The sequence below is a fragment of the Sphingobium sp. B2D3A genome, assembly GCF_025961795.1.
Lineage (GTDB): Bacteria > Pseudomonadota > Alphaproteobacteria > Sphingomonadales > Sphingomonadaceae > Sphingobium.
On the sequence record NZ_JAOQOI010000001.1, the window covers coordinates 1,258,555 to 1,284,181 of the forward strand.

The following is a 25,627-nucleotide window of genomic DNA, read 5'->3' on the forward strand; positions in this document are numbered from 1 at the left end:
CTCAGGGCACCATGCGGCCGGGTCAGGGCACCATGCGGAAAGTGTATTCGTAGCCGCTCTGCGGGGCGCCGGTGATGCCTACAATCTTGACGGTGTAGGTCGTGTTGGCCTGCAGGCCCGTCACGCGCCACTCGATGTTGTTCGGCACCCCATATCCGTCATTGTCATACTTCACGTTGGTGACAGGCAGGCTCGTGCCACCGCTGCTAACCGTGATGATGGCGCCGCTAAAGCCGACGTTTCCGTTGGCGCCATAGGCCCCGGTCTTGTTGGCGAGCACGGTGAACGAGAGAATGTCGCTCGCGCCGAAGTAACGCTGCGGATAGTTGCCCTGCGGATAGGCGATGAAATCGGGCAGGCTGCTCGGGGCGGGTGCCGCGACGCTGGTGCTGAAACCAAAGACCTTCATCGTCGCGCCATCTGCGCGTTCGCCCGAAGGCAGCTGATACACGGACCGCCCATAAGCAATCTGACCGAGGAACGGGTTCAGGATCCAGCGACGGTGGCCGATCGAGAGGCTATTGCGCTCCGTCATCCACCCCGCCAACAGATCGTCTTCGGTCCGCCATGGCAATGACCCCCATCCGCCGATGAGATTGCCCGAGGCAGCGGCGTCGCGACCTGCGGTCGTGTAGCATGTCCATGTGGGTGGAGGATTGTGGTCCAGCGTCCTGTTCGCGGCCATCATGAGCGAGGAATCGTCGACGCCCTGATTGGCAGACGCCGCGTAAACGACGGCGGGAAGCCCATGCAGCGCGCGCACCGCGTTCACCTTGGCCAGCATGTCCATCCGCACGCTGGTCTTGAGCACGCCGGTGTTGCACGAGGCGACATTCGGTTGCGTATCGTAGAGCGCGGCCGCCGCCGCCGTCCAACTTGTCGGCGTTGGGGTGGGGGTCGGCGTCGGCGTAGGACTTGGCGTGGGTGTGGGCGCCGGGGTTGGCGCTGGCGTGGGGGTTGGTGTCGGCGCGACCGTGATCGGCGTCGATCCGCTGCCGCCACCGCCACTGTCACTGCCACCGCAGCCGGCCAGCGAAAGGGCCAGCAGGCTTGAGGCGAGGCCTATCCATATCCGCTGTCCACGCGGCACGTCCGACCTGTTGAGGATTTCTGCAGCCCGCATCTTGTCCGTCCGTTCCCAGCTTTGCCACGGCTTTTGGCACCGTGTCGTTCTGGCGCAGGCTAGGCGCCGAACTATGGCAAAACTCTAAACGGGGCTGCGGTTCGTCGGGCGGCAGAAACGCTGCATCGCTTTCAGTCGCGGCGCAGAATATATTCCTCGTCGCGGTGGTCACCGACATGGAACAGATAATCGCCGACCTTGTGGAAGCCGGCGGCCGCGTAGACTGCCTGCGCCCGGCCATTGCCGGACCAGACGCCCAGCCAGCTTGGCCCCGGATAGCGCTCTGCAAGCCAATCCAGCGCGCTTTTCAGCAAGGCGCCTCCCAACCCGTACCCTTGATGGCCGCGACGGACGTAGAGTTGATAGAGTTCGCCGGAGTGCGCGCTGACCTCCGGGTGCGGCAGCTTACTCGGCCCGGCATGGGCGTAGGCGACCAGCTCTCCGGCAACCGTAGAGCACACCCAGCTGGCGTGGGTCGGGTCTGCCAGTTCGCGGGCGACGGCCTGCGCGCCATAGGCCTCGATTTCGAACCGGGCGAGGTCGTCGGGCGGATAGGGGACCGCGAAGTCCTCCAGAAAGGTCTCGCGAAAGCAGGTAAGCTTCAGCCTCGCCAGGGCTTTGGCATCCTCGGCTACTGCCCTGCGCAGGGTCGGTCGATCAGTCATGCCACAGCCTGCCATAGATGATGTGGTAGTTTGAAGCCCCGCCATCCGCATCGAACCGCGCCATCACGCGGCGGAGCGAAGTGGGCGCGAGGCGGCGATAGCCGGGCTGGGGCACCCGCGCGCCGATGGCGTGGAAATGCCGGGCCAGCGCCAGCCCGCCGGGCACGGGCAGCGGGACCAGCTCCTCGGCAAGATCGCACCGGCCCAAAGCCTGCGCCATCGGGGCCACCTCATCGCGGCTGGGATAGTCGCGCAGACCGCAGACCAGCCCTTCGCGCGCATGGGCTGCGCGCCAGTCACTGAAGCTCTCGGCGCCCATCGTGGCGAAGCAGAGGCTGCCGCCCGGCACCAAAAGGCCGTGCAGGCGGGCGAGGGCTGCCGGCAAATCCTCGAACCACTGGAAGGCGAGGCTGGAGAGAATGAGGTCGAAGCGCTGGGTGCCCAGATCCGGGCGTTCTCCGTCCATCACCAGTAGCCGCACAGGGCTGCCGGCCTCACGCATCGCCGCGATCATGCCGGGCGCGATGTCGGTGGCGGTGATCTTCGCATCCGGCCAGCGCTCCACAATCAGCCGCGTCAGCAGGCCGGTGCCGCAGCCGATCTCCAGCACGGTTGCCGGATCGCGCGCACCGGTATCGGTGCCGCCCGTCGCAAAATCGAGCAGGCGCATGGCGACATGGCGGTGCACGCCGGCATCGCCCTCATAGCGGGGCGCCGCCGCGCCGAATGCGGCGCCGATGCGTGTCTTGCAGTCGCTGACCATCGCCGCGCGAATGCACCAGCTTGGGGTGGACGTCACGCCAAAAGGCGATAGAGCAACGACCAATCGAACAAGGCGCCGGCCCGCTCAAGCGCCCGGCCCGCAACCAGGACAGCATAGCGCATGGCCGATGAGGGCTTTCGGATCGAGGGACTGGATTTTCTGAGGGGGTGCGCCGTGATGGGCATCCTGCTCGGCAATATCGTGACCTTCGGGCTGCCCTCTGCAGCGGGGTTCAACCCGTTCACGGTGGGGACGCAAGGGCCAGCGGATCTGGCGACCTGGTTCGCGACCTTCCTGCTGGTCGATGGCAAGATGCGTGCGATTTTCGCGATGCTGCTGGGTGCGTCCATCCTGCTGGTGATCGAATCGGCAGAGATGAGCGGGCGGGACGGGCTGCAGGCGCATCGCCGGCGGATGCTGTGGCTGCTGCCCATTGGTCTTGCGCATTATCTGCTGCTCTGGTCGGGCGATATCCTCGTCCAGCTGGCCCTGTGCGGCCTGATCGCCACCCTGTTCATCCGGTTCGAGACGCTCGGCCTGATCAAGCTCGCGCTGGCGCTGCTGCTGTTCCAGTGGGTGATCAATCTGGTGGCGGTATGGCCCGCCTTCTCGCTCCGCGCGGCAGCGCTGGCACCGGGAGCCGCACCGACCATCGTCGAACATTGGCAGGCCTATGCGGACTCGGCCGGCATGGGCGCGAGCCGGGCGGTTGCCAATGAGATCGCGCTCTATACTGGTGGCTATGCTGGCATTTTTGCCGAGCGGATCGGCGCCGCGCCGCGGGCGGCGCTGAATCAGATCCTCTATTCCTGGCCTGAATGTCTGGCCTTCATCGCGCTTGGCATGGCGATGCTCAAGGGCGGCTTCATGGCGGGCCAGTGGCCGGTCCCCCAATATCGCGCGACATGGCACCGGGCGATGCTGGTCGGCCTGGTGCCGATGGCGGGCCTTGGCATCTGGGTGCTGCTGTCGGGCGATCCGCTCGCGGCGCAGGCGGCCCTGTTCGGCTGGTCGGTGCCGCTGCGTCTGCCCCTGGCCGTCGCTCTGGCCTCGATGGCGATGGGGTTGGCGGCGCAACATCCGCAAGCGCCGCTGGTTCGGGCCATTGCAACGATTGGCCGGCTGGCGCTCTCCAATTATCTGCTCACCAGCCTTCTGATGACTGGCCTGTTCTACGGTTATGGCGGAGGGCTGTTCGGGGCGCTGACGCGGACGCAGCTTTTGCTGGTGGTATTGGCAATGTGGGCTGTGATGCTCGTCTGGTCGGTCCTCTGGCGGCGATCGATGGGGCAGGGGCCTGTCGAACGGCTCTGGCGTCTGGCGTCGCGTCGCGGATAGCGTTGAGATAACAAAGGCTCAAAACGCTCTGGCGTCGGCTGAACGCTTGCGGCATAGTTGTGCAATGCAGCATAAACTTGGGTCCCGTTAACATCGATGCGCAGGCTTCCCCCTCTCACCGCCCTCGAGGCTTTTGTGCAGGTCGCCCGCACCGGCTCGGTAAAGGCCGCGGCCGAGGAACTGGCCCTGTCCGCCCCCGCGCTCAGCCGCCGTATCCAGGCGCTCGAGCGATTTCTCGGCTACAACCTCTTCGAGCGCAAACACCAGCAGCTGGAACTCAATCAGAACGGCCATGCCCTGATCAAGGAAATCGCGCCCGCGCTCGATGCGCTGGGCGCGGCTATCGAGAGTGCTACCGGCGGCGCGCGGACGATGCGGGTTCGACTGGGCATGTTGCCATTGTTCGCCAGCCAACGCCTGTTCCCGCGGCTGGGCGAGCTGCACAAGCAGCATCCCGATCTCCATCTGGACGTGGACACCAGCCCCAATGCCATCGCGCGCCTGGGAGAAGGGCTGGACGCGGCCATCGTGCTGGCGCGGGATGTCGATCCCTCGTTGTACGGGCGCGAGCTGGATCGCGATCTTGTCTATCTCATCGGGTCGAAAACCTTGCTGGAAGGCCCCCGGCCGGTCACGCGCCCTGAGGACATCGCTCGCCAGACCCTGCTGGTTCACCGCGACATGTCGGCGACGTTCGATGTCTGGAAGGAAGCAGTCGGCCTGCCGAATCTAACGCCGGCGTCGATCGACTATTATGATTCGGGCGCGCTGATGCTGGAGGCTGCGGCGCAGGGACTCGGCATCGCCGCGATGCATGGGCGCCATTTCAAGGAAGCGCATGACCCCCGGATCGTGCGGCTGTTCGATTATCATGTCGAAAGCCCCTATCGCTATTTCTTCGTCTGCCGCCCGAAAGCCATGGAAAAGCGCGCGGTGCGCATGTTCCACGACTGGGTGATCAACGCCGAGATCTGACCGGGCCGAGCCGTCACCGGTCTGCGCTGTCGACGATTTGTAAACGCTGCCACCCTTATGGCGTGCCTTCGCTCGAACGGGCAGAAGGTCGCACACGCACATGCCGAAGGTTCTGACAGTCGATGACAGCCGCAGCATGCGGGCGTTGCTGCGCATGACGCTGACCGGCGGCGGCTATGAGGTGGTCGAGGCCGAGGACGGCCAGGCCGCGCTCGACTGGCTGGAGGCCAATGAGGCCGATCTGGTCATCACGGACATCAACATGCCACGGCTCGATGGCTTCGGCTTCATCGAGACGTTGCGGGCGCAGGGCAGGCGCCATGTCGACCGGCCGGTGCTGGTGCTGACCACTGAATATAGCGAGGAAAAGCGCGCCCGCGCCCGGGAAGTCGGCGCGACGGGCTGGCTGGTCAAGCCGTTCGATCCGGAGCGTCTCCTCGCGGCCGTGCGGCATGTGACGCACTGACCAGCCGGTCCCTGTGCTTTTCAGGACGAGCGGCGCACAAAGCCGATCGATCACCCCCATCTTGCCTCTTCCCAGCGCCCCCACGGCGCACTAGTGAGACGGTTCCGTGACAAGCGAGCGAGGGGCGATGGCGAGCAAGAGTTCCGCACTGACCGATCGTCGGTCAAGCGCCGGGGATTATCTGAAATTCCTTCACGCCTGGCTGCGCAAACCGCGCCAGACGGCCTCCATCGTGCCGAGCAGCCCGCATCTTGGCCGGCTGATGGCCTCGCAGATCGACCCTCAAGGCGGTCTCGTCATGGAGTTCGGCGGCGGCACGGGTGCGCTCACCCGTCAGATTTTGGCGACCGGCCTGCCGCGCACGCATCTGGAAGTGGTCGAGATCAACCCCGGTTTTGCGCGCAACCTGCGGCGCGATTTTGCGAGCGTTTCGATCATCGAGGCGCCGGCTCAGGCCGTGCTCGGCCAATGCACGGGCGGCGAGGGTGCCTATCAGTGCGTGATCAGCGGCCTGCCGCTGCTGGCGATGAGCAAGACCCTGCAAAGCGCGATTGTCAGCGAGGCCTTCCGGCTGCTGCGCCCGGGCGGCGCATTCATCCAGTTCACTTATTCGCCGCGCCCGCCGCTGGCCGATTCGGTCGCCGATGCGCTCGATCTGGGCGTGGAGCGGATCGGCACCATCGTGCGCAACGTGCCGCCGGCGACGGTGTTCCGTTACCGCCGCGCCGCGGACATTGCGGCCATGGACAGCGCGCAACTCGCCTTCTGATGTGAGCGGAGACCAGCCCGGTCTTGGTAGGCGCGGGCTTTTCTCCAATGGGCAGTCGCCTTCGCCCTCCGGCCTCGCTAGAATGGACTGATGCAACGCTATGATGTCATCATTCTGGGCGGCGGTCTTGTTGGGCTGACGCTGGCCGTCGCACTCGAACGCCATGGCGTGCGCAGCGCCATTGTCGATCCGGCGGCGCCCGCGCGCGTACCGGCGCAGAGCTTCGATGGACGTACCTCCGCGATTTCCTCGGCAAGCTGGCGCCAGTTCGAGGCCATCGGCATCGCGCCGCGCCTTGCCCGCAAGACCTGCCCCATCGACCGGATCTGGGTGAGCGAAGGGCTGACCGGCGGCGCGCTCGATTTCGCGCCCGATCCCGATGATGGCGCCATGGGCTTCATGGTCGAGAATCGCGAGCTGCGGGCCGCGATCGAGGCCACGGCGGACGCGGCCAACATCGTGCGTTTCCAGCCCGACCGGGCGGTGGAGACGGTGCGGGATGCGCATGGCGTGCGCGTGCGGCTGGAAAGCGGCGCCGAGATCGGCGCCAGCCTGCTCGTCGGCGCGGAAGGCCGGGGCAGCCCGACGCGTGCGGCTGCCGGCATCACAGTGGCGAAATGGGATTATCCCCACACCGCGCTGGTCACGGCCATCGAGCATGACGATCCGCACGGCAACACCGCCTATGAAATCTTCTATCCCGGCGGGCCGTTTGCGCTGCTGCCGATGCTGCCGGGCAATCGCTCGGCCATCGTCTGGACGGTGCCGACCAAGCACGCGGCCGCCTATCTCAAGCTCGGCGAGCACGCCTGGCTGGCGGAGGCGGAAAAGCGGATGGGGAATTTCCTCGGCCGCATTCGCCTTGCCGCACCGATGCAGAGCTACCCGCTCGGCTATCACCGCGCCGCCCGGATCATCGATGAGCGGCTGGCTTTGGTTGGCGATGCTGCCCACGGCATCCATCCGATCGCCGGCCAAGGGGTCAACCTTGGCTATCGTGACGTCGCGGCGCTCACGCAGGTGATCGTGGAAGGCATGCGCACCGGCATGGAGCCGGGCGATGCACAACTGCTCGCCCGCTACCAGCGCTGGCGGGCGCTGGATGCGCTGAGCGTAACGATCATGATGGATGGCCTCGTCCGCCTGTTCGATGTGCCGGGCCGGCCGGTCTCGGCAATCCGTCGGCTGGGCTTGTCCGCCGTGCAGAAGCTCGGACCCCTCAAGGATCGGTTCATGGCGGAAGCGCGCGGCGAAAGCGGCAGCCGGCCCAAATTGCTGCTGGGCGATCTGGTCTGACCGCCTGACAGCTTTTTGCATTTCAGTCGCAATTCAGCCCGTCACCTTCAAAGCTTTGTTTACCACAGCCGGCTAGAAGGGCCGCGTTGGAGGAGATCAGGCATGTCTGCCGCGCAAGTGCCGTCTGAGAGTTTTGGTGGGAAGCTGGCCCGGTTGGGCCGCATTCTGGGTATCACGGAAGGTGCGTCCGAAAACGCGCACGTCGTCGAAGGGGCTCGGCGCGAGGAGGGCAATGCGCATCTTCGTCGCGAGAGCGAGCGGCGCAAGATGATCTACGAAGAGGTCGGCAGCTTTCTCTTCGCCCATGATCTTGATCTGACGCCGCTCAACTTCGGGCTGGCGCTGGATTATATCACCGGCAACGACATCGCCGTGGAAAAGGCGGTCCGCGCGATCCTGATGGAGCGGGGGAAGCTCACCAACGGCGCGGTCGAGCAGATCATCGTCGACCAGCGGGCCGAGGAACTGACCCCTGATACGCTGGCCGACATGCTCAAGAAGGTCGAGGCCAATCTCGATCAGATCACCGGCATTGTCGATCAGTCCAGCACGTCCGCCAAGGATTTCGGCGTCGCCTTGCAGAAGCAGGCTGCCTCGCTGGAGGAGTCGGATGCCGGGGAGGCGCTGGGCAATCTCATTTTGCTCACCCGCAGCATGATCGAGAAGACGCGCGAAGTCGAAAGCAAGATGCGTGAGGGGCAGACGCAGACGCGGCTGCTGCAGAAGAACCTGGAGAGCGCCCGCAAGGCGGCCGAGCAGGATCATCTGACCGGCCTGCCGAACCGCCGCGCATTCGAAAACACGCTGCGCGAGGAAGCCGTCAAGGCGCGCGAAGATGGCGAATCCCTGTGTGTCGCCTTCTGCGATATCGATCATTTCAAGGTCATCAACGACACGCATGGCCATGATGCCGGCGACCGCGTGCTGAAATTCGTCGCCGGCCTGCTCGCGAAGATTTCCGGCGATAAATGCCATGTTGCGCGCCACGGCGGCGAGGAATTCGTCATGCTCTTCCGGGGGTTGACCGTCGCGGAGGCCGCCAAGGTGGTGGACGATGCACGCATCGACATGGCGCAGCGCAATCTCGTCGACCGCAAGACCGGCGAACGCATGGACCGCGTGACCTTCTCAGGGGGCGTGGCGGATGTCTTTGGCTACACCGAGCCGCGCGATGCGCTCAAGGCGGCCGACCGCGCGCTGTATCTGGCCAAGGAACATGGCCGCAACCGCGTCTATATCGCGGCTGAAACCGAGCACTGAGCGCGCTCAGAAATCCGGCTGATCGTAATATTTAGGCGGCGTCACGATCTCCATCCGCTCCGCCAGCAGCGGGCGGAAGGACGGGCGTGACTTGATGCCGGCGTACCAGCGCTTGGTCTGGCCATGGCCTTCCCAGTCGATGCCGCCGAGATAGTCCGCGACGGAGATATGCGCGGCGGCGGCGATGTCTGCCAGACTCATCGTTCCGCCGGCCAGCCAGCTGCGATGGTCGAGCAGATAATCGAGATAATCCATATGCGTGTTGGCCCGCCGCATCGCCTCGCGCAGCGCCCCGGCATCGGGTGAGGTGCGGGAGACGACCCGCTTGATCATCCGCTCATTGAGCAGTGGCGCCACGACATCGCGATAGACGATCTGGTCCAGCCAGGCGACCAGGCGGCGCACTTCCGCGCGATCCAGCGCCGAGCCCGCGATCAGCGGGAACTTGTCCACCGTCTCTTCGAAATATTCGCAGATCGCCTGACTGTCCGCCAGCGTCGCATGGCCGTCATCAGCTACGATCACCGGGGTGGTGCCTGCAGGGTTCAGATCGAGGAATTCATCCCGACCTTCCCAGGGCGATTCGCGCACCGTCTCGTACACGATGCCCTTTTCCGCCATGAGAAAGCGGACCTTGCGCGAGAAGGGACAGAGCGGAAACTGATAGAGATGCCACATGCGCGGCTCTTAAATCGCCAGCGAGGCCGATCATAGCTGAAACTTGCGCCGCTGGAACCAATGGCGGCGAGGGGACTTGTTCCAGAGACAGCATCCCCGAAGCCGGAGTGCCCGAGAAGGCGAGATCTGATAGGGACAGGACCATGAACACCAGCGCACGCACATGGGGGTTTATCGGCGCCGTCTTGTTGGCGGGCGGAACTGGCGGCGTGGTGCTCGGCAATTTCGTCACGGCAAATGGGGCGGGCCGCCCTACCGGTGCCGACGAACTGGCCGCTTATTGGAGCGAGGCCGGCGCCGAGGAAACGTCCTCGTCCTTCGAGGATCGCGCCTATGCAAGCGCAGCGATGCGTGACGGCCCGTCCAGCTACCATTGTGAAGGATGCGATGCGGGCCTGAACCGCCACCGGGATTATCTGGAGCCGATGCCGGCGGACTATGCGCCGCTTCCGCCTTATGAGGCGGTCGACTTGCAGGAGCCGACGCGACCAGCCCCGGCGGACCGCGTTTCTGTCTCGCCGCCCTCAGCGCCCTTGCGCGTGCAGGAGCCGGCTCCGGCGAAGGTCGCCGCGCGTCTCGCTGCCGCGCCTGTCATCGCCGCACCGCTTCTGCGGGAATGATCAGAACCCAACGCTAGGCGCGTCGCCGCACGTCTCACTCGCCATCGCCCAAGAAAAACCCCCGGCGTCACCACCGGGGGTCTTGTCTTCATTCCGCCGCGACAACCTCTTGCTTGTCGGACAGCGGCTGCTTGAGGCGGCTGAGCATTTCCTTCGGGCAGACCTGCCAGAAGTGATCGCGGTTGCGCTCCCAGCTGTGCAGGATGGACTTGGCCCAGTCGCTGTCCGTGCGCGCGACATGCTCCTCGACCAGATCCTTGAGCACGCCTTCCCAATGGGCGCTGTCCAGCCGCTGCCAGACGATGCTCTCGGCATTGGCATGGGCCGGGAAGGTGCGGCTTTCATCATAGATGAAGGCCATGCCGCCTGTCATGCCTGCGCCGAAATTGGCGCCGACCTTGCCGAGGATGATCGCTGTACCGCCGGTCATATACTCGCAGCCATTGGCACCGCAGCCCTCGACGACGACCTGCGCGCCGGAGTTGCGGACGGCAAATCGCTCACCAGCCTGACCGGCCGCGAACAGCTTGCCCGCCGTGGCGCCGTAAAGCACCGTGTTGCCGATGATCGTGTTCTCCTGGCTCGCCAGCGGGCTGGAGACCATCGGTCGCACGGCGATGATGCCGCCCGAGAGGCCCTTGCCGACATAGTCATTGGCATCGCCGAATACTTCCAGCGTGATGCCCTTGCACAGGAAGGCGCCCAGCGACTGGCCGGCCGTGCCGCGCAGACGGACATGGACGTGCCCATCCTGCAGGGTGGACATGCCGAACTTCTTGGTGATCAGCGCCGAGAAACGCGTGCCCACGGCGCGGTGCGTGTTGCGCACCGTGTAGGTGAGCTGCATCTTCTCGCCACGCTCGAACACCGCCTGCGCGTCCGCGATCATCTGCGCATCCAGGCTGTCCGGCACTTCGTTGCGCCACGTCGGCAGGTTGAAGCGGCGCTTGTCGTCGTCCGCATCCACCTTCGCGAGGATCGGGTTGAGGTCCAGATCGTCCAGATGCTCGGCGCCACGGCTGACCTGCTTGAGCAGTTCGGTACGGCCGATCACCTCATCCAGACTGCGATAGCCCAGACGTGCGAGAATCTCGCGCACTTCCTCGGCGATGAAGGTCATCAGGTTGATGACCTTCTCCGGCGTGCCGGTGAACTTGGCGCGCAGGCGCTCGTCCTGCACGCACACGCCCACCGGGCAGGTGTTCGAGTGGCATTGGCGGACCATGATGCAGCCCATGGCGACGAGGCTCAGCGTCCCGATGCCGAATTCCTCGGCGCCCAGGATCGCGGCGATCACGATGTCGCGGCCGGTCTTGAGGCCGCCGTCCGTGCGCAGCTTCACCTTGTGGCGCAGGCCGTTCAGCGTGAGCACCTGATTGGTCTCAGCCAGGCCCATTTCCCACGGCAGGCCGGCGAACTTGATGCTGGTCTGCGGGGAGGCGCCGGTGCCGCCGACATTGCCGGAGACGAGGATGACGTCGGCATGCGCCTTGGCGACACCCGCCGCGACCGTGCCGATACCCGCCTGGCTCACCAGCTTCACGCAGACCCGCGCGCGCGGGTTGATCTGCTTGAGGTCGTAGATGAGCTGGGCCAGATCCTCGATCGAGTAGATGTCGTGATGCGGCGGCGGCGAGATCAGCGTCACGCCGGGCGTCGAGTGGCGCAGCTTGGCGATGAACTCGGTCACCTTGAAGCCGGGCAACTGGCCGCCCTCGCCGGGCTTGGCGCCCTGCGCGACCTTGATCTCGATCTCCTCGCAAGCGCCCAGATATTCGGCGTGAACGCCAAAGCGGCCCGAGGCGATCTGCTTGATGCTCGAATTGGCGTTGTCGCCATTCTCATAGGGCTGGAAGCGCGAGCGATCCTCGCCGCCCTCACCGGAGACGGCCTTGGCGCCGATCCGGTTCATGGCGATGGCCAACGTCTCGTGCGCCTCGGGTGAGAGCGCGCCCAGCGACATGCCGGGCGTGACGAAGCGCTTGCGGATCTCGGTGATCGCTTCGACCTCGTCGATCGGCACGGCCTGATCGGGATAGTTGAACTCCAGCAGATCGCGCAGATAAACCGGCGGCAGCTCCGAGACGCCCCGCGAGAATTGCAGGTAGGTCGAGTAGCTGTCCGTGTTCACCGAGGTTTGCAGCAGGTGCATGAGCTGCGCCGAATAGGCATGGGCATCGCCGCCCGCGCGGTGACGGTAGAAACCGCCGATAGGCAGCGTGGCGACGGCCTTGCTGAACGCCGCCTCATGCCGGACGAGCGCGTTATACTGCAGCGAGGCATAGCCTTCGCCGGAGATCTTCGAAGGCATGTTCGGGAACAGATCGTTCACGATCGCCCGCGAAAGACCCACCGCCTCGAAATTATAACCGCCGCGATAGCTGGAGATCACCGCGATGCCCATCTTGCTCATGATCTTGAGCAGGCCCTCGTTGATCGCTGTGCGGAAGTTCTCGAGGCACGCCTCCAGGCTGCGGTCGCCCAGCAGGCCGCGCGCATGGCGGTCGGCGATGCAGGCTTCGGCAAGATAGGCGTTCACCGCCGTGGCGCCCACGCCGATCAGAACCGCGAAATAATGCGTGTCCAGACATTCGGCGGTGCGCACGTTGATCGACGCATAGGAACGAAGGCCCTTGCGGACGAGATGGGTGTGAACCGCCGCCGCCGCGAGGATCATGGCGATGCCGACGCGATCCGGCCCGATGGCTTCATCGGAGAGGAACAGTTCGGTCTGGCCGGCGCGTACGGCGATTTCCGCCTCGTCGCGAATGCGGTTGATGGCGGCGCGCAGGGCATCCGGCGGACCATCGGCGGGAAAGGTGCAGTCGATCTCCGCCACCGTCTTGCCGAAATAGCGCTTCAGCCGCGACCAGTCGTCGCACAGCAGCACCGGCGATTCCAGGATCATCACCTCGCTGTTCTGGCGGTCTTCCTCCAGAATGTTGGCGAGGTTCGAATAGCGCGTCTTCAGGCTCATCACGTGCCGCTCACGCAGCGAGTCGATGGGCGGGTTGGTGACCTGGCTGAAGTTCTGGCGGAAGAAGTGGCTGATCGTGCGCGGCTTCTCGGTGATCACCGCGAGCGGCGCATCATCGCCCATCGAGCCGACCGCTTCCTTGCCATCCTCGGCCATGGGGCTGAGGATCAGCTCCATGTCCTCCATGGTGAGGTTGGCGGCGACCTGACGGCGCGCCAGCTCGGCGCGGTCCCACTGCGGGCGCGCGTCGTTAGCAGCGGCGGGGAGGTCGTCCGCCGTGCGGAAGCCCTTCACATAATCCGCATAGGGACGCTCGCCGGCAATCCGGTCCTTGATGGCGCGGTCGTCATAGACCTGGCCGGCATCGAGATCGACGGCGATCATCTGGCCGGGGCCGAGGCGACCCTTCTTGACCACGGTGGTCTCCGGCACCACGACCATGCCCGTCTCCGAGCCGACGATCAGCAGATTGTCGGAGGTGAGCGTGTAGCGCAGCGGACGCAGGGCGTTGCGGTCCATGCCGGCCACGGCCCAGCGGCCATCGGTCATGGCGAGCGCGGCCGGGCCATCCCACGGCTCCATCACGGAGGCGAGATAGTTGTACATGTTCTGGTGGGCCTGCGGCACATCGTCATTGTGCTGCCAGGCCTCGGGCACGAGCATGATCTTCGCGGTCGGCGCATCGCGGCCGGCGCGGCACAGCGTCTCGAACACGGCGTCGAGCGCGGCCGTGTCGGACGCACCCGCCGGGATCACCGGCTTGATGTCGCCGGACTGCTCGCCAAAGGCGAGCGCCGCCATCTTGATCTCGTGGCTCTTCATCCAGTTCTTGTTGCCGCGGATCGTGTTGATCTCGCCATTATGGGCCAGCGAGCGGAAGGGCTGGGCAAGCCACCACTGCGGGAAGGTGTTGGTGGAGTAACGCTGGTGGAAGATCGCCACGCGGCTCTCGAAGCGCTCGTCGGTCAGGTCCGGATAGAAGACCGAGAGCGATTCCGCGAGGAACAGGCCCTTGTAGATGATCGACTGGCAGGAGAGTGAGCAGACGTAGAAATCGTTGATCTGCGCCTCGATCACCTTCTTCTCGATGCGGCGACGCACGAGATAGAGATCGCGCTCGAACTCGGCGACGTCCTGCTCCTCGGGCATCGGGCCGGAGATGAGGATCTGCTCGATCTCGGGGCGGGTGCGCTGGGCCTTCTCACCGATGACGGAGACATCGACCGGCACCTGCCGCCAGCCGTAGATGCGGTAGCCCGCCTGGATGATCTCGGCCTCGACCAGCGTGCGGCAGGTCTCCTGCGCCCCCAGGTCCGTGCGCGGCAGGAAGATCATGCCGACGGCAAGGCGGTTGGGCAGCGGCTTGTGGCCGGAGGCGGAAATGGCATCGTCGAAGAAGCGCACCGGCAGATCGACATGGATGCCGGCACCGTCGCCAGTCTTGCCATCGGCATCGACAGCACCGCGGTGCCACACGGCCTTGAGTGCATCGATGGCGCTCTCGACCACGCGGCGCGAGGCCTTGCCATCCGTCGCCGCGACGAGGCCGACACCACAGGCGTCCCCCTCGAATTCGGGGCGATACATGCCCTCACGGGCGATCCGGTCGCGTTCGGTTTCAGGAACCATGGTGGTTGTTCTTTCAACTGCGGAGTTGCGATTGATCTCGGTCATGCGGCGACCGCCTGCTTCTTGGGCGTCCGCGCACGCAGATAGCTGTGCATATGGTCGGCCACGTCGCGGCCATCGCGGATGGCCCAGACGACGAGGCTGGCGCCGCGCACGATGTCGCCGGCGGCGAACACGCCATCGACGCTGGTCATCATGTTGCGATGGTCGACGCGCAGCGTGCCCCAGCGGGTGACGGCGAGGCCCGGCTCGCCGAACAGCACCGGCAGATCCTCGGGATCATAGCCCAGCGCCTTGATGACGAGATCGGCGGGGATGCTGGTCTCGCTGCCCGGCTCCGGCTCCGGTGCGCGGCGGCCGGAAGCGTCCGGCTGGCCGAGGCGCATGCGCGTCATCTTCACGCCGGTGACCTTCTCCGTGCCCTCGAAGGCGACGGGGGCGGAGAGCCAGACGAACTCGACGCCTTCCTCCTCGGCGTTCTGAACCTCGCGCTGCGAGCCGGGCATGTTCTCCCGGTCGCGGCGGTAGAGGCAGCGGACCGACTTGGCGCCCTGGCGGATGGAGGTGCGCACGCAGTCCATGGCGGTATCGCCGCCGCCGATCACCACGACATCCTTGCCGGTGGCGAGCAGCGAGCCATCCTCATGCGCGGGGACATGATCGCCAAAGCCGGCCTTGTTAGAGGCGGTGAGGAAATCGAGCGCCTTGACCACGCCGGTGGTGCCGACGCCGGGGGCCTTGATGTCGCGCGCCTTGTAGACGCCGGTTGCGATCAGGAGCGCGTCATGCCGCTCGCGCAGTTCGGCCAGCGAGGCATCCTTGCCGACCTCGAAGCCCATGTGGAAGTGGATGCCGGCATCTGCGAGCCGCTTGACGCGGCGCATGACGACCTCTTTCTCCAGCTTGAAGCCGGGGATGCCATAGGTTAGCAGGCCGCCGGCGCGATCGTGCCGATCGTAGACATGCACCTCATGCCCTGCCGCGCGCAGATATTCCGCCGTGGTGAGGCCACCGGGGCCAGCGCCGACGATGCCGACCGAGAAGCCGGTCGCCTTGCCGACCTGCACCGGCTCGACCCAGCCTTCTTCCCAAGCGGTATCGGTGATGAACTTTTCGACCGAGCCGATGGTGACGGCGCCATGGCCGGAAAATTCGATGACGCAATTGCCCTCGCACAGCCGGTCTTGCGGGCAGATGCGGCCGCAGATCTCCGGCATGGTGGAGGTCATGTTGGAAAGCTCATACGCCTCGCGCAGCCGGCCTTCCGCGGTCAGGCGCAGCCAGTCCGGGATGTGGTTGTGCAGCGGGCAGTGGACCGAGCAATAGGGCACGCCGCACTGCGAGCAGCGCGCGGCCTGATCCTCGGCCTTGGGCGTTTCGAACCCGTCCGAAATTTCTTGGAAATCATGCGCGCGCTCGTTGGCCGACCGCTTCTCCGGGTAGGATTGCGGGCGAATGACGAATTTGAGCATTGGATTCTCGGCCATGGGCGGTGCTTCCTTTCGGCGCCGCACATAGGGCCGACAATCGCGGAAGTCACGCGTTTCTCCACATTAAAGACAGTGTTATTGACCTATAATGTGGCACACGGCCATTTTTTTGGGTTTGGACAGGTTATCTAAACCCCTTATAGGTCCGATCCGGTCCTACTTCATCAAAAGGGCGATCAGCGCAATCGACCCGGCTATGATTCGGTACCAGGCAAAAGGCTTGAAACCGTATCGGGTCACGACGGCCACAAAGCCCTTCACGACAAAGAGCGCAGTGAGGAACGCCATGCCGAAACCGATGGCGATCATCCCGAAATCGTCGGCGTTGAGCAGCGCGCGATCTTTCCAAAGCGCGTAGACCGTCGCCGCCAGCATGGTTGGCACGGCGAGGAAGAAACTGTATTCCGCCGCCGTCTTGCGGTCGACGCCCATGGTCAGCGCACCCAGGATTGTGGCGCCGGACCGGCTGACGCCCGGAATCATCGCGATGCACTGCACCAGGCCGATGCCCAGCGCGGTAGTGGCCGGCATCGTCTCCACCGATTTGACCCGCACCGTCTTCACCATCCTTTCCAGCACCAGCATCAGGATGCCGCCGATAATAAGCGCAACCGCGACGATCATCGGCGTCTGGATGGCGGCGCGCACAGCCTCATAGGCCAGCACGCCGATGACGAGCGCCGGCGCGAAGCCGAGGAACACGTTGCGGGTGAAGGCAATGTCATCCGCCCGGCCCTTGAGCAGGCCCATGCCCACGCCCCAGAAGCGCTGCCAGTAGACCGCGATCACGGCCAGAATCGCGCCGAACTGGATGGCGATCTTGAAGGTCACCGACGATTCGCCGGTGAAGCCGAGCAACTCGCTGGCCAGAATGAGGTGGCCGGTCGACGAGACGGGCAGGAACTCGGTCAGCCCTTCCAATATGCCCAGCAGAATGGCGGTGAAGACGTTGCTATCCATGCGGGGGCAATCCTTGAGTCGAGAGCGATGGCCGAGGCGGTTGGGAAGGGCCAGGCGGCGGACGAAGATGCCCGCCGCGCAGGGTTCAGGCCGGCGCCGTGACGCCGAAACGCCCTTGCTTGCGATATTGCTCCAGCCACGCCGGCGCGATCGCGGCCATGGGCGCCGGGGTGATGCCGAACCGCTCGAAGCCCGCAGCGCCCGGCGCAACGACATTGTCGCTCAGCAGCATCTCGAACTGGTCGCGCGTGATCGGCGCGCCCGGTGCCCAGCCGGTCAGCATGGCCAGCGCCTTGGCGACACCGTCGGGGATGGGCAGGAAGCTGCACGGGCGACCGATCTCGGCGGCGATCCAGTTGTTGATCTGGCGCAGGGAGAGCGTGTCCGGGCCGCCCAGCTCATAGGTCTGACCAGCATGATCCTCGGGCTGCGTCACGGCCTGCGCGATGGCGCGGGCGACATCGACCACATGCACCGGCTGAAAGCGCGTCTCGCCGCGGATCACCGGGACGATCTGGCCGGGCAGGGTCGATCCCGAGGCGATCAGGCGGGCAAAGCGGTTGGTGAACTGGTCGTCCTGCCCGAACAGGATCGAGGGCCGCACGATGGTCGCGCGCGGGAAGGCGCTGCGGACTGCCGCCTCACCCTCGGCCTTGGTCCGCCCATAGGCAGATGCACTGGCAGCGTTCGCGCCGATGGCGGAGACGTGAACCAGCGCCTCAAGGCGCGCCGCCGCCGCAGCCTCGGATATGGTCTGCGCGCCCACCACATGCGCGGCGTGCATGTCGCCGGTCAGCAGGCCGACGAAGTTGATCGCCGCGGATGCGCCCGTGAGGGCTGCGGCGACCTGATCGGCGCGGGTGATGTCCACGGCCGCAAACTGGATCTGACCCATGCCGCCCAGCGTGCGCAGCGCGAAGGCCTGACGAGGATCGCGCTGGGCGATGCGCAGGCGATAGCCCTTCGCCAGCAGCTCCTGGGCCACGTGGCGGCCGACGAAACCACCACCCCCAAACAACACAATCGGCTTGTCCGTCGCTATCATGACTCTGTTCCGTCGTCCTTGCCCCAAGGGCCTGTCTGTCCGCGTTTGCGGTTCTCCTCTCCCTTGCATCAGGCCGCCATCCAAAACAACCGGGTGGATGCGCGACTCGACAAACGGCGGCGCAAATCGCGAGCGATGAGCGCATGAACCGGCCGCACGACGCCCTGCGGGGTGGAATATGGCGGGGGCGACGAAAATAATTTCGCCGGCTTATTTCGCCCATGCAGCGTAAGAATAAGTTGCACATAAATGCACAACGCGCCGGTGATCTCGGCTGTGCGCTGTCTAGTCTAGGCTGAGATCGTTGAGACTGCCGGTGGGCACAGCTAGGGTCAAGGCGCCGCGGCCGACTTTGCAGGGTGATCCAAGTATCGGTCGATTGCGGGCGTAAACTTTTGAACGTAAGCCACAATATGCCGAAATTTGACTTGATGGCGGATGATCGCCCCGTCCGAGGGTGCGACGCGGCCGCGATTTTGCGCAATCCATCGAACAACGCCGCTGGCGCGACTTCCGCGAGCTGAGCGCCACGCGAAAACTTGTCTCCTGGCGTACTGCGACATTGCAAGGGGCGCATGGCTTTCCTGCCATGCAACATCAAAAAATGGCTGATTTCTGCGGCGCAGCGACGATTTTGCCTTGTCCGGGAACGCCCGCAGACCTATCTGGACGGCAAGCGCACTCAAGAACGCTGGACAGGTTCAGGAACGCTCCTTGTGAGCGTCACGAGCCTGACTTCATCAAGAGTTACCGAAAAGAAAAATTGAGTTTGCAGGAGTAACAGACATGAAAATCGTTGCCGCCGCCCTCGTCGCGGCTGGTCTGCTCGTCGGTTCGAGCGCCGGATTCGCCAAGCCCCGTGAAAATGTCGAAGTGCGCGTCTCCACGGACGGTGTGAACTTCGCCGACGCCGAGAGCGTCGACCAGTTCCGCGGTCGCGTCGCTCGTGAAATCGCTGCTGCCTGCAACCCGGGCAACCGCGTGAACGCCGATCTGGCGCCGGACTTCAAGTGCCGCAAGTCGATGAAGCAGGTCAGCGAGACCCGCATCGCGCAGCTGTCCAACAGCAATGCGCGCATGGCGACCATGGACTGATCCATCACGATCTCTTCGTCGTTGAGCGGCGCGCCCTCGGTCATCGAGTGGCGCGCCGTTTGCGTTTGGGGTGCGCAGATCGCTGGTGTGGCCGACTAGCGGGGCCCGATCATTCGGCCGGCTGGGCCGTTCCATCGGGCTTCCCGTTCTTGCCCATCAGCGCACGCAGGCGGCGGGTGACGGTCTGGGGCGAGGATGTGCCCCGCGCAAAGCGGCTGTAGAGCAAAGGCACTACGAACAGGGTGATGGCCGTCGCGATGCTGACGCCGAACACGATCACCCAGCCGATGGACGAGCGGGCATGCGCGCCGGCACCCCCGCCGATTGCCAGCGGAATGGCGCCTGCGACCGTGGCGATGGAGGTCATCAGGATCGGGCGGAGGCGGCGGACGGACGCGTCGCTGATCGCCACCAGAAAATCCCGGCCTTCGTCGCGCAACTGGTTGGCATATTCGACGATCAGAATGCCGTTCTTCACCGCGAGGCCGACCAGCATGATCATGCCGATCTGGCTAAACAGGTTGATGCTGGTCCCCGTCACCGCCAAGCCAATAATGCCGCCCGCGGCGCCCAGCGGCACAGCGGAAATGATCACCAGCGGGTGGACGAAGCTTTCGAACTGGGCGGAGAGCAGCAGGTAGATCACCACCACGGTAAAGCCGAACGCGATCCAGATCGAGGTGCCGGTCTGCATGAAGCTGCGGCTCTCGCCTTTATAACCCACCGCCGTCACTTCCGGCGACTGGCGCGCCTGCTCATTGAGGAAGTCGAGTGCGCGCCCCAGAGAATAGCCTTCGGCCAGACCGCCGCTTAGCGTAATGGCGCGCATCTTGTTGAAGCGGCCCAGCTCGCGCGCGGTGGCGGCCTGCTTGACGATCAGCAGGTTGGAGAGCGGCACCAGCGCCCCGCCGGCGGCGCGGACATAGACCTTCGCCAGCGATGCCTCATCGTCGCGATTAAAGGATTCCGCCTGCAGGACGACATAATATTCCTCGCCGTCGCGCACATAGGTCGACGTGCGGCGCGATCCCATCATCGTCTGCAGCGCCTGGCTGATGTCATTGACGGAAATGCCGAGGTCCCCAGCCCGCTGATGATCGATCTCGATCAGCAGTTGCGGCTTGTTCTCGACATAATCGGCGTCGAGATTGACGATGCCGGGGTTGTCGCGCGCCGCATCCAATATGCGGTCGCGGGCGACGGCCAGATCCTCATAGCTGGTGCCGGCGATCACGAAGCTGATCGGCTGGCCGCCGCGCGATAGGCGGTTGGTGACGGTGGCGTTGCCGCGCACGGATGGCAGGCCGGCCAGCCGCTTGTTGACCTCCTGCGCGACGCTCTGCGAGCTTTCCTTGCGCTCGTCCCAATGCTTCATGAACACCGAGAGGCTGCTGCTGTTGAAATCGTCGGTGCCGCCGCCGAAACCGCCGATGCGCGCATTCATCCCGCGCACCGGGCCATCCTCGGCGACCATGGGCAGGACCAGCGTTTCGGCCTGGTGCAGATATTTGTCGGCCTGCGCGAAGCCCGTCCCTTCCGGGCTGTTGAGGCGAACCTGGATCACGCCGGTGTCCTCCGCCGGGGCGAGTTCGGAATCCAGGCTGCGAAACAGCACCGCGCTGCCGGCAATCAGCAGCACGGACGCGACGATCACCGGCAGGGGGCGGCGGAGCACCGAGCCGAGCGCGTTGCGATAGCCGTTTTCCGTCCGCTCCATCAACCGGTCGATCTTCGCGGTCAGGCGGCCGCGCGCGCTGCCCTTGAGCAGCTTAGAGCACATCATCGGCGTCAGCGTGAGAGCGAGGAAGCCCGAGACGCCGACCGCCGCGATCATCGCCACCGCCAGTTCGCGGAACAGCGAGCCGGCCTGGCCGGAGAGGAACATCACCGGCACGAACACGGCGCACACCGCCATGGTGGAGGCGACCACGGCAAAGCCGACCTGCCGCGCACCGTAAAAGGCGGCGAAGAGCGGGTCTTCACCTTCCTCGATGCGGTGATAGACATTCTCGAGGACGACGATGGCATCGTCGACCACAAGGCCGATGGCCAGCACCAGCGCCAGCAAGGTGAGCAGGTTGATCGAATAGCCGGCCAGCCACAGCACGCCGAAGGTCGTCAGCAGGCAGATCGGCACGGTGATCATCGGCACCAACGTCGCGCGCAGACTGCCGAGGAAGAAGAACACGACGATGGTGACGAGTAACGCCGCCTCGAAGATGGTGTGCCACACGCCGCGAATGGCCTCGTCGATGAACATGGTGCTGTCGCCGCCCATGCGAATTTCGACGCCCTCAGGCAGGTTCTTGCTCAGCTCTGCGACCGCAGCCTTGGCGGCCTGCGCCACCGCCAGCGTATTGGCGCCTGACTGGCGAACGATGCCCAGGCCCACCCCGGTTTCGCCATTATAGCGAAAGATGGAATAGGGATTTTCCGGCCCTTCCTCGATGCGCGCGACATCGCCCAGGCGCACCTGATAGCCATCGCTGCCACGGCCGATGACAAGCTGGGCAAAGTCCTGCGGGGTCGTGAAGTCGCGCTGGACGCGGAGCGAGAGGTTCTGCGCCTCCGCCTCGATCCGCCCGGCGGGCAGCTCGACATTCTGTCGGCGCAGCGCGGCCTCGACATCGCCCGGCGTCAGCCGAAAGGCCGCCAGCCGATCGGCATTGAGCCACACGCGCATGGCGGGCTTGGCCATGCCAAGTTCGACGATCTGCGCCACGCCATCGATGGTCGAGAGTCGGTCAACCACGACGCGCGAGACGAAATCGCCAAGCTTGGTGCGGTCCCAGCCCGGCGCCATCACGGCAAAGAAGATGATCGGCTGGGAATCGGAATCGACCTTGCGCACTTCCGGCGGCAGGGCGTCGTCTGGCCGGTCGGCCGCGCCGCCAGCGACACGATCGCGCACATCGTTTGCGGCTGCGTCGACATCGCGCCCGGCGCGGAACTCGATCACGATGCTGGAAGTGCCGTCGCGCGAGGTCGAGCTGATCGTCTCGATCCCCTCGATGCCGGCAAGCCGCTGCTCCAGCGGCTGGGTGATGCGGTTCTCGATCACGCTGGCATTGGCGCCGGTGTAGCGCGTTTCGACCGAGACGATGGGCGGGTCGGTGTCCGGATATTCGCGCACGGACAGGTTCATGAAGCCGACGAAGCCGATGATCGCGAGCAGCAGGGACATCACGGCGGCGACCACTGGTCGCCGCACCGAAATATCCGAAAGGATCATGGCCGCGCTTCCGGCGTGGCGGCGCCCTTGGGCGCGATCTCTTCAGTCTGCGCGCTATTGCTGCTCTCGACCTCGGCCAGACGCACGGGCCGGCCTTCCGCCACCTTCACCACGCCTTCGGAGACGACCAGCGCATCCTGCGGCAGGCCGCTCACTTCCATCAGGCCATTGTCCCGCAGCCCGGTGCGCACGTCCATCCGCTTGGCCTTGCGGTCCTTGTCGAGCGTGTAGACATAGCGCCGGTCGCCCTGGCTCAGCACTGCAGTCTCCGGCACGGCGAGCGCGGTGCGCTGCCCGGTCTCGATGCGGACGGTCAGCAACATGCCGGGCTTGATCCGCGCGCCCGGATTGGGGAGCGTCGCCCGGACCATGACGGCGCGGCTGGCGGGATCGATCACCGGATCGATGGTGCTGATCGTGCCCTGCAGCACGTCATCGGGATAGGCCGAGGAGGAGGCCCGGATCGGCTGGCCGATGCGCAAGGCACCGAGCTGCGTTTCCGGCACGGTGAAATCCAGCTTGATGCGTGACAGGTCGCTGATCGTCACCAAAGGCGTGCCGCTGTTGACGATGGCGCCCTCGGAGATGGTGCGGAGCGAGAGATAGCCGGAGAAGGGCGCGCGGATCAGGCGGTCGCCAAGCTGGGCCTTGATGCCATCCTGGCTGGCGCGGGCCTCGCTCAGGGCGGCGCGCTGCTGATCGAGCAGCGCGCGCGTGGCGAAGCCCTGCTCATACAGGCTGTTGACGCGGTCGAGCTGCGAGGCGGCCTCGGTGGCGCTTGCCCGTGCGCCGGCCAATGCTGCCTGCTCCTGCGCGTTGGAAAGCACCGCCAGCAACTGGCCGGACCGGACGAACATGCCGTCATCGAACATCAGCCGCTCGATCCGCTCGGTCACATTGGCGGCAAGCGTCACCTGCTCATTGGCGCGCGCGGTGCCGACAGCCTGGATCTCGTCCCGGAAGACGTGGGTGGCAGGTTTTGTCGCCGATACCAGGGGCGGCTGCCGCTTCTGCTCGGTCTCGCCCTTGCCGCATGCCGCGAGAAGCGCGAGCCCGATCAGCAGGGTGCCCTGCCGCCACGAGGAGAGAGGATGCCCGGCGGCGCCCGGCAGCCGGTTTAGAAGGTCCACGGCGTCATCCATATCGATAGTAGATTTTGTCTACTTTGCCCCAGTTTCGATCAGCCAGCCACTGCTTTTTTGTGCAGTCGCTCAATGGCGTCCAGCGAGGAGAGCAGAGCGCCCTCCATCCAGCAGCCATAATAAGACGCATGCTCGCCCGCGAGGACGATGCGGCCATCCATGGCGACCAGATTCTGGTAGTGCTGCGCGCGGGCCGCCTCCGACCAGGTGGCGCAGCATCCCATGATCCACGGCGTGCGGCTCCAGGCGAAGGAGACGCCGTTCATGAACTGCTTGCGATAGTCTTCGGGGTGGAACACCGATCCTTGCGCCAGCGCGGTTTCGATGCGCTGCTGTGGCGTCATGCCGGCCAGCGCATAGCCGCCGGCGCCGCCTGCAAAGGCCCCGAGCAGCACTGCCGGCTTGTCCGCGAAGAAATCGAAGTTCGGGTAAGAGATCAGCGAAATCTGCTGGTCGGTAAAGCTGTGGCCACCATAGATCGCGTCCTTCTCCTCCCAGAAGCGGCTGTGCATCTCCAGGCCCATTTTCACCGAGTTAGAATAGGGCACGGCGGCGATGGCGGCCTTGAGCGGCGCGCTCGCCTGCAGCTCGAGCTGATTGAGCACACCTAGCGGAATTGTGCAGACGCAATAATCCGCTTTGGCCTCGTGCATGGCACTGGAGGTCAGGTCCTGCCAGGAGACGGTGACGCCTTTCTCGCCCTGCGCGATCTTCGTCACCTTGGCATTGTAGGTGATCAGGTCGCCGACCTGCTTGGCAAAGCCCTTGCCGATCATGTCCATGCCGCCCTTGGGCTGGAACATCGTCGTCTGCATCACATTGGTGAAGAAGAAGCTCATCTGCTGCCACACGCCGGAATCCAGCACATCGCCCAGATCGTTGATCTTGGAAGGCGTCGGCGCGCCGTTGACGCCGCCGCCGGGCGCGCGATCATAGCCGCGCTGGCCGGAGGCACGCAGGCCGCTGATGTAATTCAGATCGCCATCGAGCAGGCCCCATTCGCGCAAGGCCTCGACCAGCTTCTCCTTGTCCTCCTTGGTAACCTTCTGATCGAGCGCGCCGGCATTCAGCGCCTTGCCGAGCAGCTCGGAGACATGGCCCTTATAATCGACGGCCAGCTCCTTGTAGCGCTGGGGCTTGCCGCCGAACGCCTTGCTGTTGTGGACCCAGGCATTGTGATTGAGCTGGATGAACGGCTCCAGCTCGACACCAAAGGCCTTGGTGTAGTGCAGCAGGGTGCGGTGATGGTGCGGGATGCGCCACGGGCCGGGGTTCAGATAATTGCCCGGCTGGAATTCGCAGGTCTGCGTCGCGCCGCCGACCTCGACCACCTTGTCGCCACCGCGGATCGAGTAGTTCCGCCCGCCCGGGCGGTTCTGATATTCGAGGATCTGCACGGCATAGCCGGCCTTGCGCAGCTCATAGGCCGCGAGCATGCCGGCAAGGCCTGCGCCGAGCACCAGCACCTTGGCTCCCTTGGGCGCGCCGGAGAGCTTGGGCGGGCCGGTGAACTGGGTTTCGGCGGCATGGCCAAAGGCGGTCATGGCCTGATACATGGCCATGGCGCCGCCCGCCTTGCCAATCATCGCCAGCAGGTCACGCCGTGTCGGAGCCGTAAATTCGGTCATGCTCATGTCCCCCAAAAGTGCCGGGCCGTCCCCACGGCTCAGCACGTGCTGCAATCGCGCGTCGACGATCCGTTCGCGGCGATGACGCGCTTGACGTCGGCGGCCGTGACGGGATCGGGATAATTGTTGAAATGGCTGCGCGCGTAGGTCGCGACGGCGGCCATCTGCTCGGGCGTCAGCATGTCCGTGAACCAGGGCATGCCGCCGCGCCCCTTGACCAGGATCGTGGCGATGAAGTCCTTGTCCGCCAGGTTGGCGTTGCCCGCGATGGCCGGGATTGCCGCGCCCGCGCCGGCGCCGCCCTTGCCATCCGCCATATGGCAGGCCTGGCAGATCATCTCATAGACTTCCTTGCCCTCATTGGAGATGTCCACGCTGCTCGGCCCGCCGCCTGGCGCATCCTGCGCGCGGACAGCCACCGTGGCGGCGAGGAGAGCGCCCGCCAGAGCGAGCGCGGCGGCGGTTTTGAGGGTCAT

Annotated in this window: 21 protein-coding genes; 9 read left to right on the forward strand and 12 right to left on the reverse strand. The window is 65.2% G+C overall.

All coding sequences use genetic code 11. From position 1 onward, the window contains the following. Positions 1 to 22: 22 nt before the first annotated feature. From M2337_RS05865 to M2337_RS05875, 3 genes are all read right to left on the reverse strand, one after another. Positions 23 to 1,123, reverse strand: coding sequence for a CAP domain-containing protein (locus M2337_RS05865; RefSeq protein ID WP_264572052.1), 1,101 nt, complete (start codon positions 1,121 to 1,123; stop codon positions 23 to 25). 131 nt (positions 1,124 to 1,254) lie between these two features. Then, a complete protein-coding gene (locus M2337_RS05870; protein WP_264572053.1) occupies positions 1,255 to 1,788 on the reverse strand; it encodes a GNAT family N-acetyltransferase in 534 nt (177 codons plus the stop codon). Next, complete coding sequence (locus M2337_RS05875) at positions 1,781 to 2,587, reverse strand: methyltransferase domain-containing protein (protein WP_264572054.1); 807 nt, start codon at positions 2,585 to 2,587, stop codon at positions 1,781 to 1,783. The genes M2337_RS05870 and M2337_RS05875 overlap by 8 nt, the downstream gene beginning before the upstream one ends. An 84-nt stretch (positions 2,588 to 2,671) precedes the next feature. Here M2337_RS05875 and M2337_RS05880 point away from each other — a divergent pair, with 84 nt between their 5' ends. The 6 genes from M2337_RS05880 (at position 2,672) to M2337_RS05905 (ending at position 8,655) form a co-directional block, all read left to right on the forward strand. After that, positions 2,672 to 3,889 carry a DUF418 domain-containing protein gene (locus tag M2337_RS05880; RefSeq protein ID WP_264572055.1) on the forward strand — a complete coding sequence of 406 codons (1,218 nt, stop codon included), beginning with the start codon at positions 2,672 to 2,674 and terminating at the stop codon, positions 3,887 to 3,889. Positions 3,890 to 3,985: 96 nt separating this feature from the next. Continuing rightward, complete coding sequence (locus tag M2337_RS05885) at positions 3,986 to 4,864, forward strand: LysR substrate-binding domain-containing protein (protein ID WP_181558738.1); 879 nt, start codon at positions 3,986 to 3,988, stop codon at positions 4,862 to 4,864. 100 nt (positions 4,865 to 4,964) lie between these two features. Continuing rightward, entirely contained in the window at positions 4,965 to 5,330 is a 366-nt protein-coding gene (locus tag M2337_RS05890; RefSeq protein WP_264572056.1) for a response regulator, read from the forward strand. Between the two features lie 127 nt (positions 5,331 to 5,457). After that, entirely contained in the window at positions 5,458 to 6,099 is a 642-nt protein-coding gene (locus M2337_RS05895; RefSeq protein WP_264572057.1) for a class I SAM-dependent methyltransferase, read from the forward strand. Between the two features lie 90 nt (positions 6,100 to 6,189). After that, positions 6,190 to 7,395 (forward strand): FAD-dependent monooxygenase, encoded by a 1,206-nt coding sequence (locus M2337_RS05900; RefSeq protein WP_264572058.1) that lies wholly within the window; start codon positions 6,190 to 6,192, stop codon positions 7,393 to 7,395. 102 nt (positions 7,396 to 7,497) lie between these two features. Continuing rightward, complete coding sequence (locus M2337_RS05905) at positions 7,498 to 8,655, forward strand: sensor domain-containing diguanylate cyclase (protein ID WP_264572059.1); 1,158 nt, start codon at positions 7,498 to 7,500, stop codon at positions 8,653 to 8,655. 6 nt (positions 8,656 to 8,661) lie between these two features. Here M2337_RS05905 and M2337_RS05910 read toward each other — a convergent pair whose 3' ends face one another. After that, positions 8,662 to 9,333, reverse strand: coding sequence for a glutathione S-transferase family protein (locus M2337_RS05910; protein ID WP_181558743.1), 672 nt, complete (start codon positions 9,331 to 9,333; stop codon positions 8,662 to 8,664). A gap of 143 nt (positions 9,334 to 9,476) precedes the next feature. On the opposite strand from M2337_RS05910, the gene M2337_RS05915 reads away from it, so the two are divergent. Next, the gene (locus M2337_RS05915; protein ID WP_264572060.1) at positions 9,477 to 9,953 is read left to right on the forward strand and encodes a hypothetical protein; all 477 of its coding nucleotides are present in this window, start codon (positions 9,477 to 9,479) and stop codon (positions 9,951 to 9,953) included. Between the two features lie 88 nt (positions 9,954 to 10,041). Here M2337_RS05915 and gltB read toward each other — a convergent pair whose 3' ends face one another. From gltB to M2337_RS05935, 4 genes are all read right to left on the reverse strand, one after another. Beyond that, positions 10,042 to 14,559 (reverse strand): glutamate synthase large subunit, encoded by a 4,518-nt coding sequence (gltB, locus tag M2337_RS05920; protein WP_264572061.1) that lies wholly within the window; start codon positions 14,557 to 14,559, stop codon positions 10,042 to 10,044. Between the two features lie 41 nt (positions 14,560 to 14,600). Then, positions 14,601 to 16,046: an NAD(P)-dependent oxidoreductase gene (locus tag M2337_RS05925; protein WP_264572062.1), complete on the reverse strand. Its 1,446-nt coding sequence runs from the start codon at positions 16,044 to 16,046 to the stop codon at positions 14,601 to 14,603. Positions 16,047 to 16,205: 159 nt separating this feature from the next. Beyond that, positions 16,206 to 17,009: an undecaprenyl-diphosphate phosphatase gene (locus M2337_RS05930; protein ID WP_264572063.1), complete on the reverse strand. Its 804-nt coding sequence runs from the start codon at positions 17,007 to 17,009 to the stop codon at positions 16,206 to 16,208. A gap of 85 nt (positions 17,010 to 17,094) precedes the next feature. Then, positions 17,095 to 18,054, reverse strand: coding sequence for a complex I NDUFA9 subunit family protein (locus M2337_RS05935; protein WP_264572064.1), 960 nt, complete (start codon positions 18,052 to 18,054; stop codon positions 17,095 to 17,097). Positions 18,055 to 18,629: 575 nt separating this feature from the next. On the opposite strand from M2337_RS05935, the gene M2337_RS05940 reads away from it, so the two are divergent. After that, the gene (locus M2337_RS05940; RefSeq protein WP_264572065.1) at positions 18,630 to 18,821 is read left to right on the forward strand and encodes a hypothetical protein; all 192 of its coding nucleotides are present in this window, start codon (positions 18,630 to 18,632) and stop codon (positions 18,819 to 18,821) included. 19 nt (positions 18,822 to 18,840) lie between these two features. Beyond that, a complete protein-coding gene (locus M2337_RS05945) occupies positions 18,841 to 19,149 on the forward strand; it encodes a UrcA family protein (RefSeq protein ID WP_264572066.1) in 309 nt (102 codons plus the stop codon). 109 nt (positions 19,150 to 19,258) lie between these two features. On the opposite strand, the gene M2337_RS05950 is transcribed toward M2337_RS05945, so the two are convergent. The 4 genes from M2337_RS05950 to M2337_RS05965 all read right to left on the reverse strand — a co-directional run bounded on the left by M2337_RS05950 (position 19,259) and on the right by M2337_RS05965 (position 25,627). After that, entirely contained in the window at positions 19,259 to 22,381 is a 3,123-nt protein-coding gene (locus M2337_RS05950; protein ID WP_264572067.1) for an efflux RND transporter permease subunit, read from the reverse strand. Next, positions 22,378 to 23,445, reverse strand: coding sequence for an efflux RND transporter periplasmic adaptor subunit (locus M2337_RS05955; protein ID WP_264572365.1), 1,068 nt, complete (start codon positions 23,443 to 23,445; stop codon positions 22,378 to 22,380). Before M2337_RS05955 ends, M2337_RS05950 begins: the two co-directional genes overlap by 4 nt. Before the next feature lie 116 nt (positions 23,446 to 23,561). Beyond that, a complete protein-coding gene (locus M2337_RS05960) occupies positions 23,562 to 25,151 on the reverse strand; it encodes a flavin monoamine oxidase family protein (RefSeq protein WP_264572068.1) in 1,590 nt (529 codons plus the stop codon). A gap of 38 nt (positions 25,152 to 25,189) precedes the next feature. Further along, entirely contained in the window at positions 25,190 to 25,627 is a 438-nt protein-coding gene (locus M2337_RS05965) for a c-type cytochrome (protein ID WP_264572069.1), read from the reverse strand.

Excerpts from the sequence above, each read along its gene's own strand:
- M2337_RS05890 (WP_264572056.1), top strand. The coding sequence starts at position 4,965 with ATGCCGAAGGTTCTGACAGTCGATGACAGCCGCAGCATGCGGGCGTTG.
- M2337_RS05865 (WP_264572052.1), bottom strand. The coding sequence starts at position 1,123 with ATGCGGGCTGCAGAAATCCTCAACAGGTCGGACGTGCCGCGTGGACAG.
- M2337_RS05870 (WP_264572053.1), bottom strand. The coding sequence starts at position 1,788 with ATGACTGATCGACCGACCCTGCGCAGGGCAGTAGCCGAGGATGCCAAA.
- M2337_RS05945 (WP_264572066.1), top strand. The coding sequence starts at position 18,841 with ATGAAAATCGTTGCCGCCGCCCTCGTCGCGGCTGGTCTGCTCGTCGGT.
- M2337_RS05915 (WP_264572060.1), top strand. The coding sequence starts at position 9,477 with ATGAACACCAGCGCACGCACATGGGGGTTTATCGGCGCCGTCTTGTTG.
- M2337_RS05910 (WP_181558743.1), bottom strand. The coding sequence starts at position 9,333 with ATGTGGCATCTCTATCAGTTTCCGCTCTGTCCCTTCTCGCGCAAGGTC.
- gltB (WP_264572061.1), bottom strand. The coding sequence starts at position 14,559 with ATGGTTCCTGAAACCGAACGCGACCGGATCGCCCGTGAGGGCATGTAT.
- M2337_RS05905 (WP_264572059.1), top strand. The coding sequence starts at position 7,498 with ATGTCTGCCGCGCAAGTGCCGTCTGAGAGTTTTGGTGGGAAGCTGGCC.
- M2337_RS05960 (WP_264572068.1), bottom strand. The coding sequence starts at position 25,151 with ATGACCGAATTTACGGCTCCGACACGGCGTGACCTGCTGGCGATGATT.
- M2337_RS05880 (WP_264572055.1), top strand. The coding sequence starts at position 2,672 with ATGGCCGATGAGGGCTTTCGGATCGAGGGACTGGATTTTCTGAGGGGG.
- M2337_RS05940 (WP_264572065.1), top strand. The coding sequence starts at position 18,630 with ATGGCTTTCCTGCCATGCAACATCAAAAAATGGCTGATTTCTGCGGCG.
- M2337_RS05900 (WP_264572058.1), top strand. The coding sequence starts at position 6,190 with ATGCAACGCTATGATGTCATCATTCTGGGCGGCGGTCTTGTTGGGCTG.
- M2337_RS05965 (WP_264572069.1), bottom strand. The coding sequence starts at position 25,627 with ATGACCCTCAAAACCGCCGCCGCGCTCGCTCTGGCGGGCGCTCTCCTC.
- M2337_RS05895 (WP_264572057.1), top strand. The coding sequence starts at position 5,458 with ATGGCGAGCAAGAGTTCCGCACTGACCGATCGTCGGTCAAGCGCCGGG.
- M2337_RS05930 (WP_264572063.1), bottom strand. The coding sequence starts at position 17,009 with ATGGATAGCAACGTCTTCACCGCCATTCTGCTGGGCATATTGGAAGGG.
- M2337_RS05935 (WP_264572064.1), bottom strand. The coding sequence starts at position 18,054 with ATGATAGCGACGGACAAGCCGATTGTGTTGTTTGGGGGTGGTGGTTTC.
- M2337_RS05950 (WP_264572067.1), bottom strand. The coding sequence starts at position 22,381 with ATGATCCTTTCGGATATTTCGGTGCGGCGACCAGTGGTCGCCGCCGTG.
- M2337_RS05925 (WP_264572062.1), bottom strand. The coding sequence starts at position 16,046 with ATGGCCGAGAATCCAATGCTCAAATTCGTCATTCGCCCGCAATCCTAC.
- M2337_RS05885 (WP_181558738.1), top strand. The coding sequence starts at position 3,986 with ATGCGCAGGCTTCCCCCTCTCACCGCCCTCGAGGCTTTTGTGCAGGTC.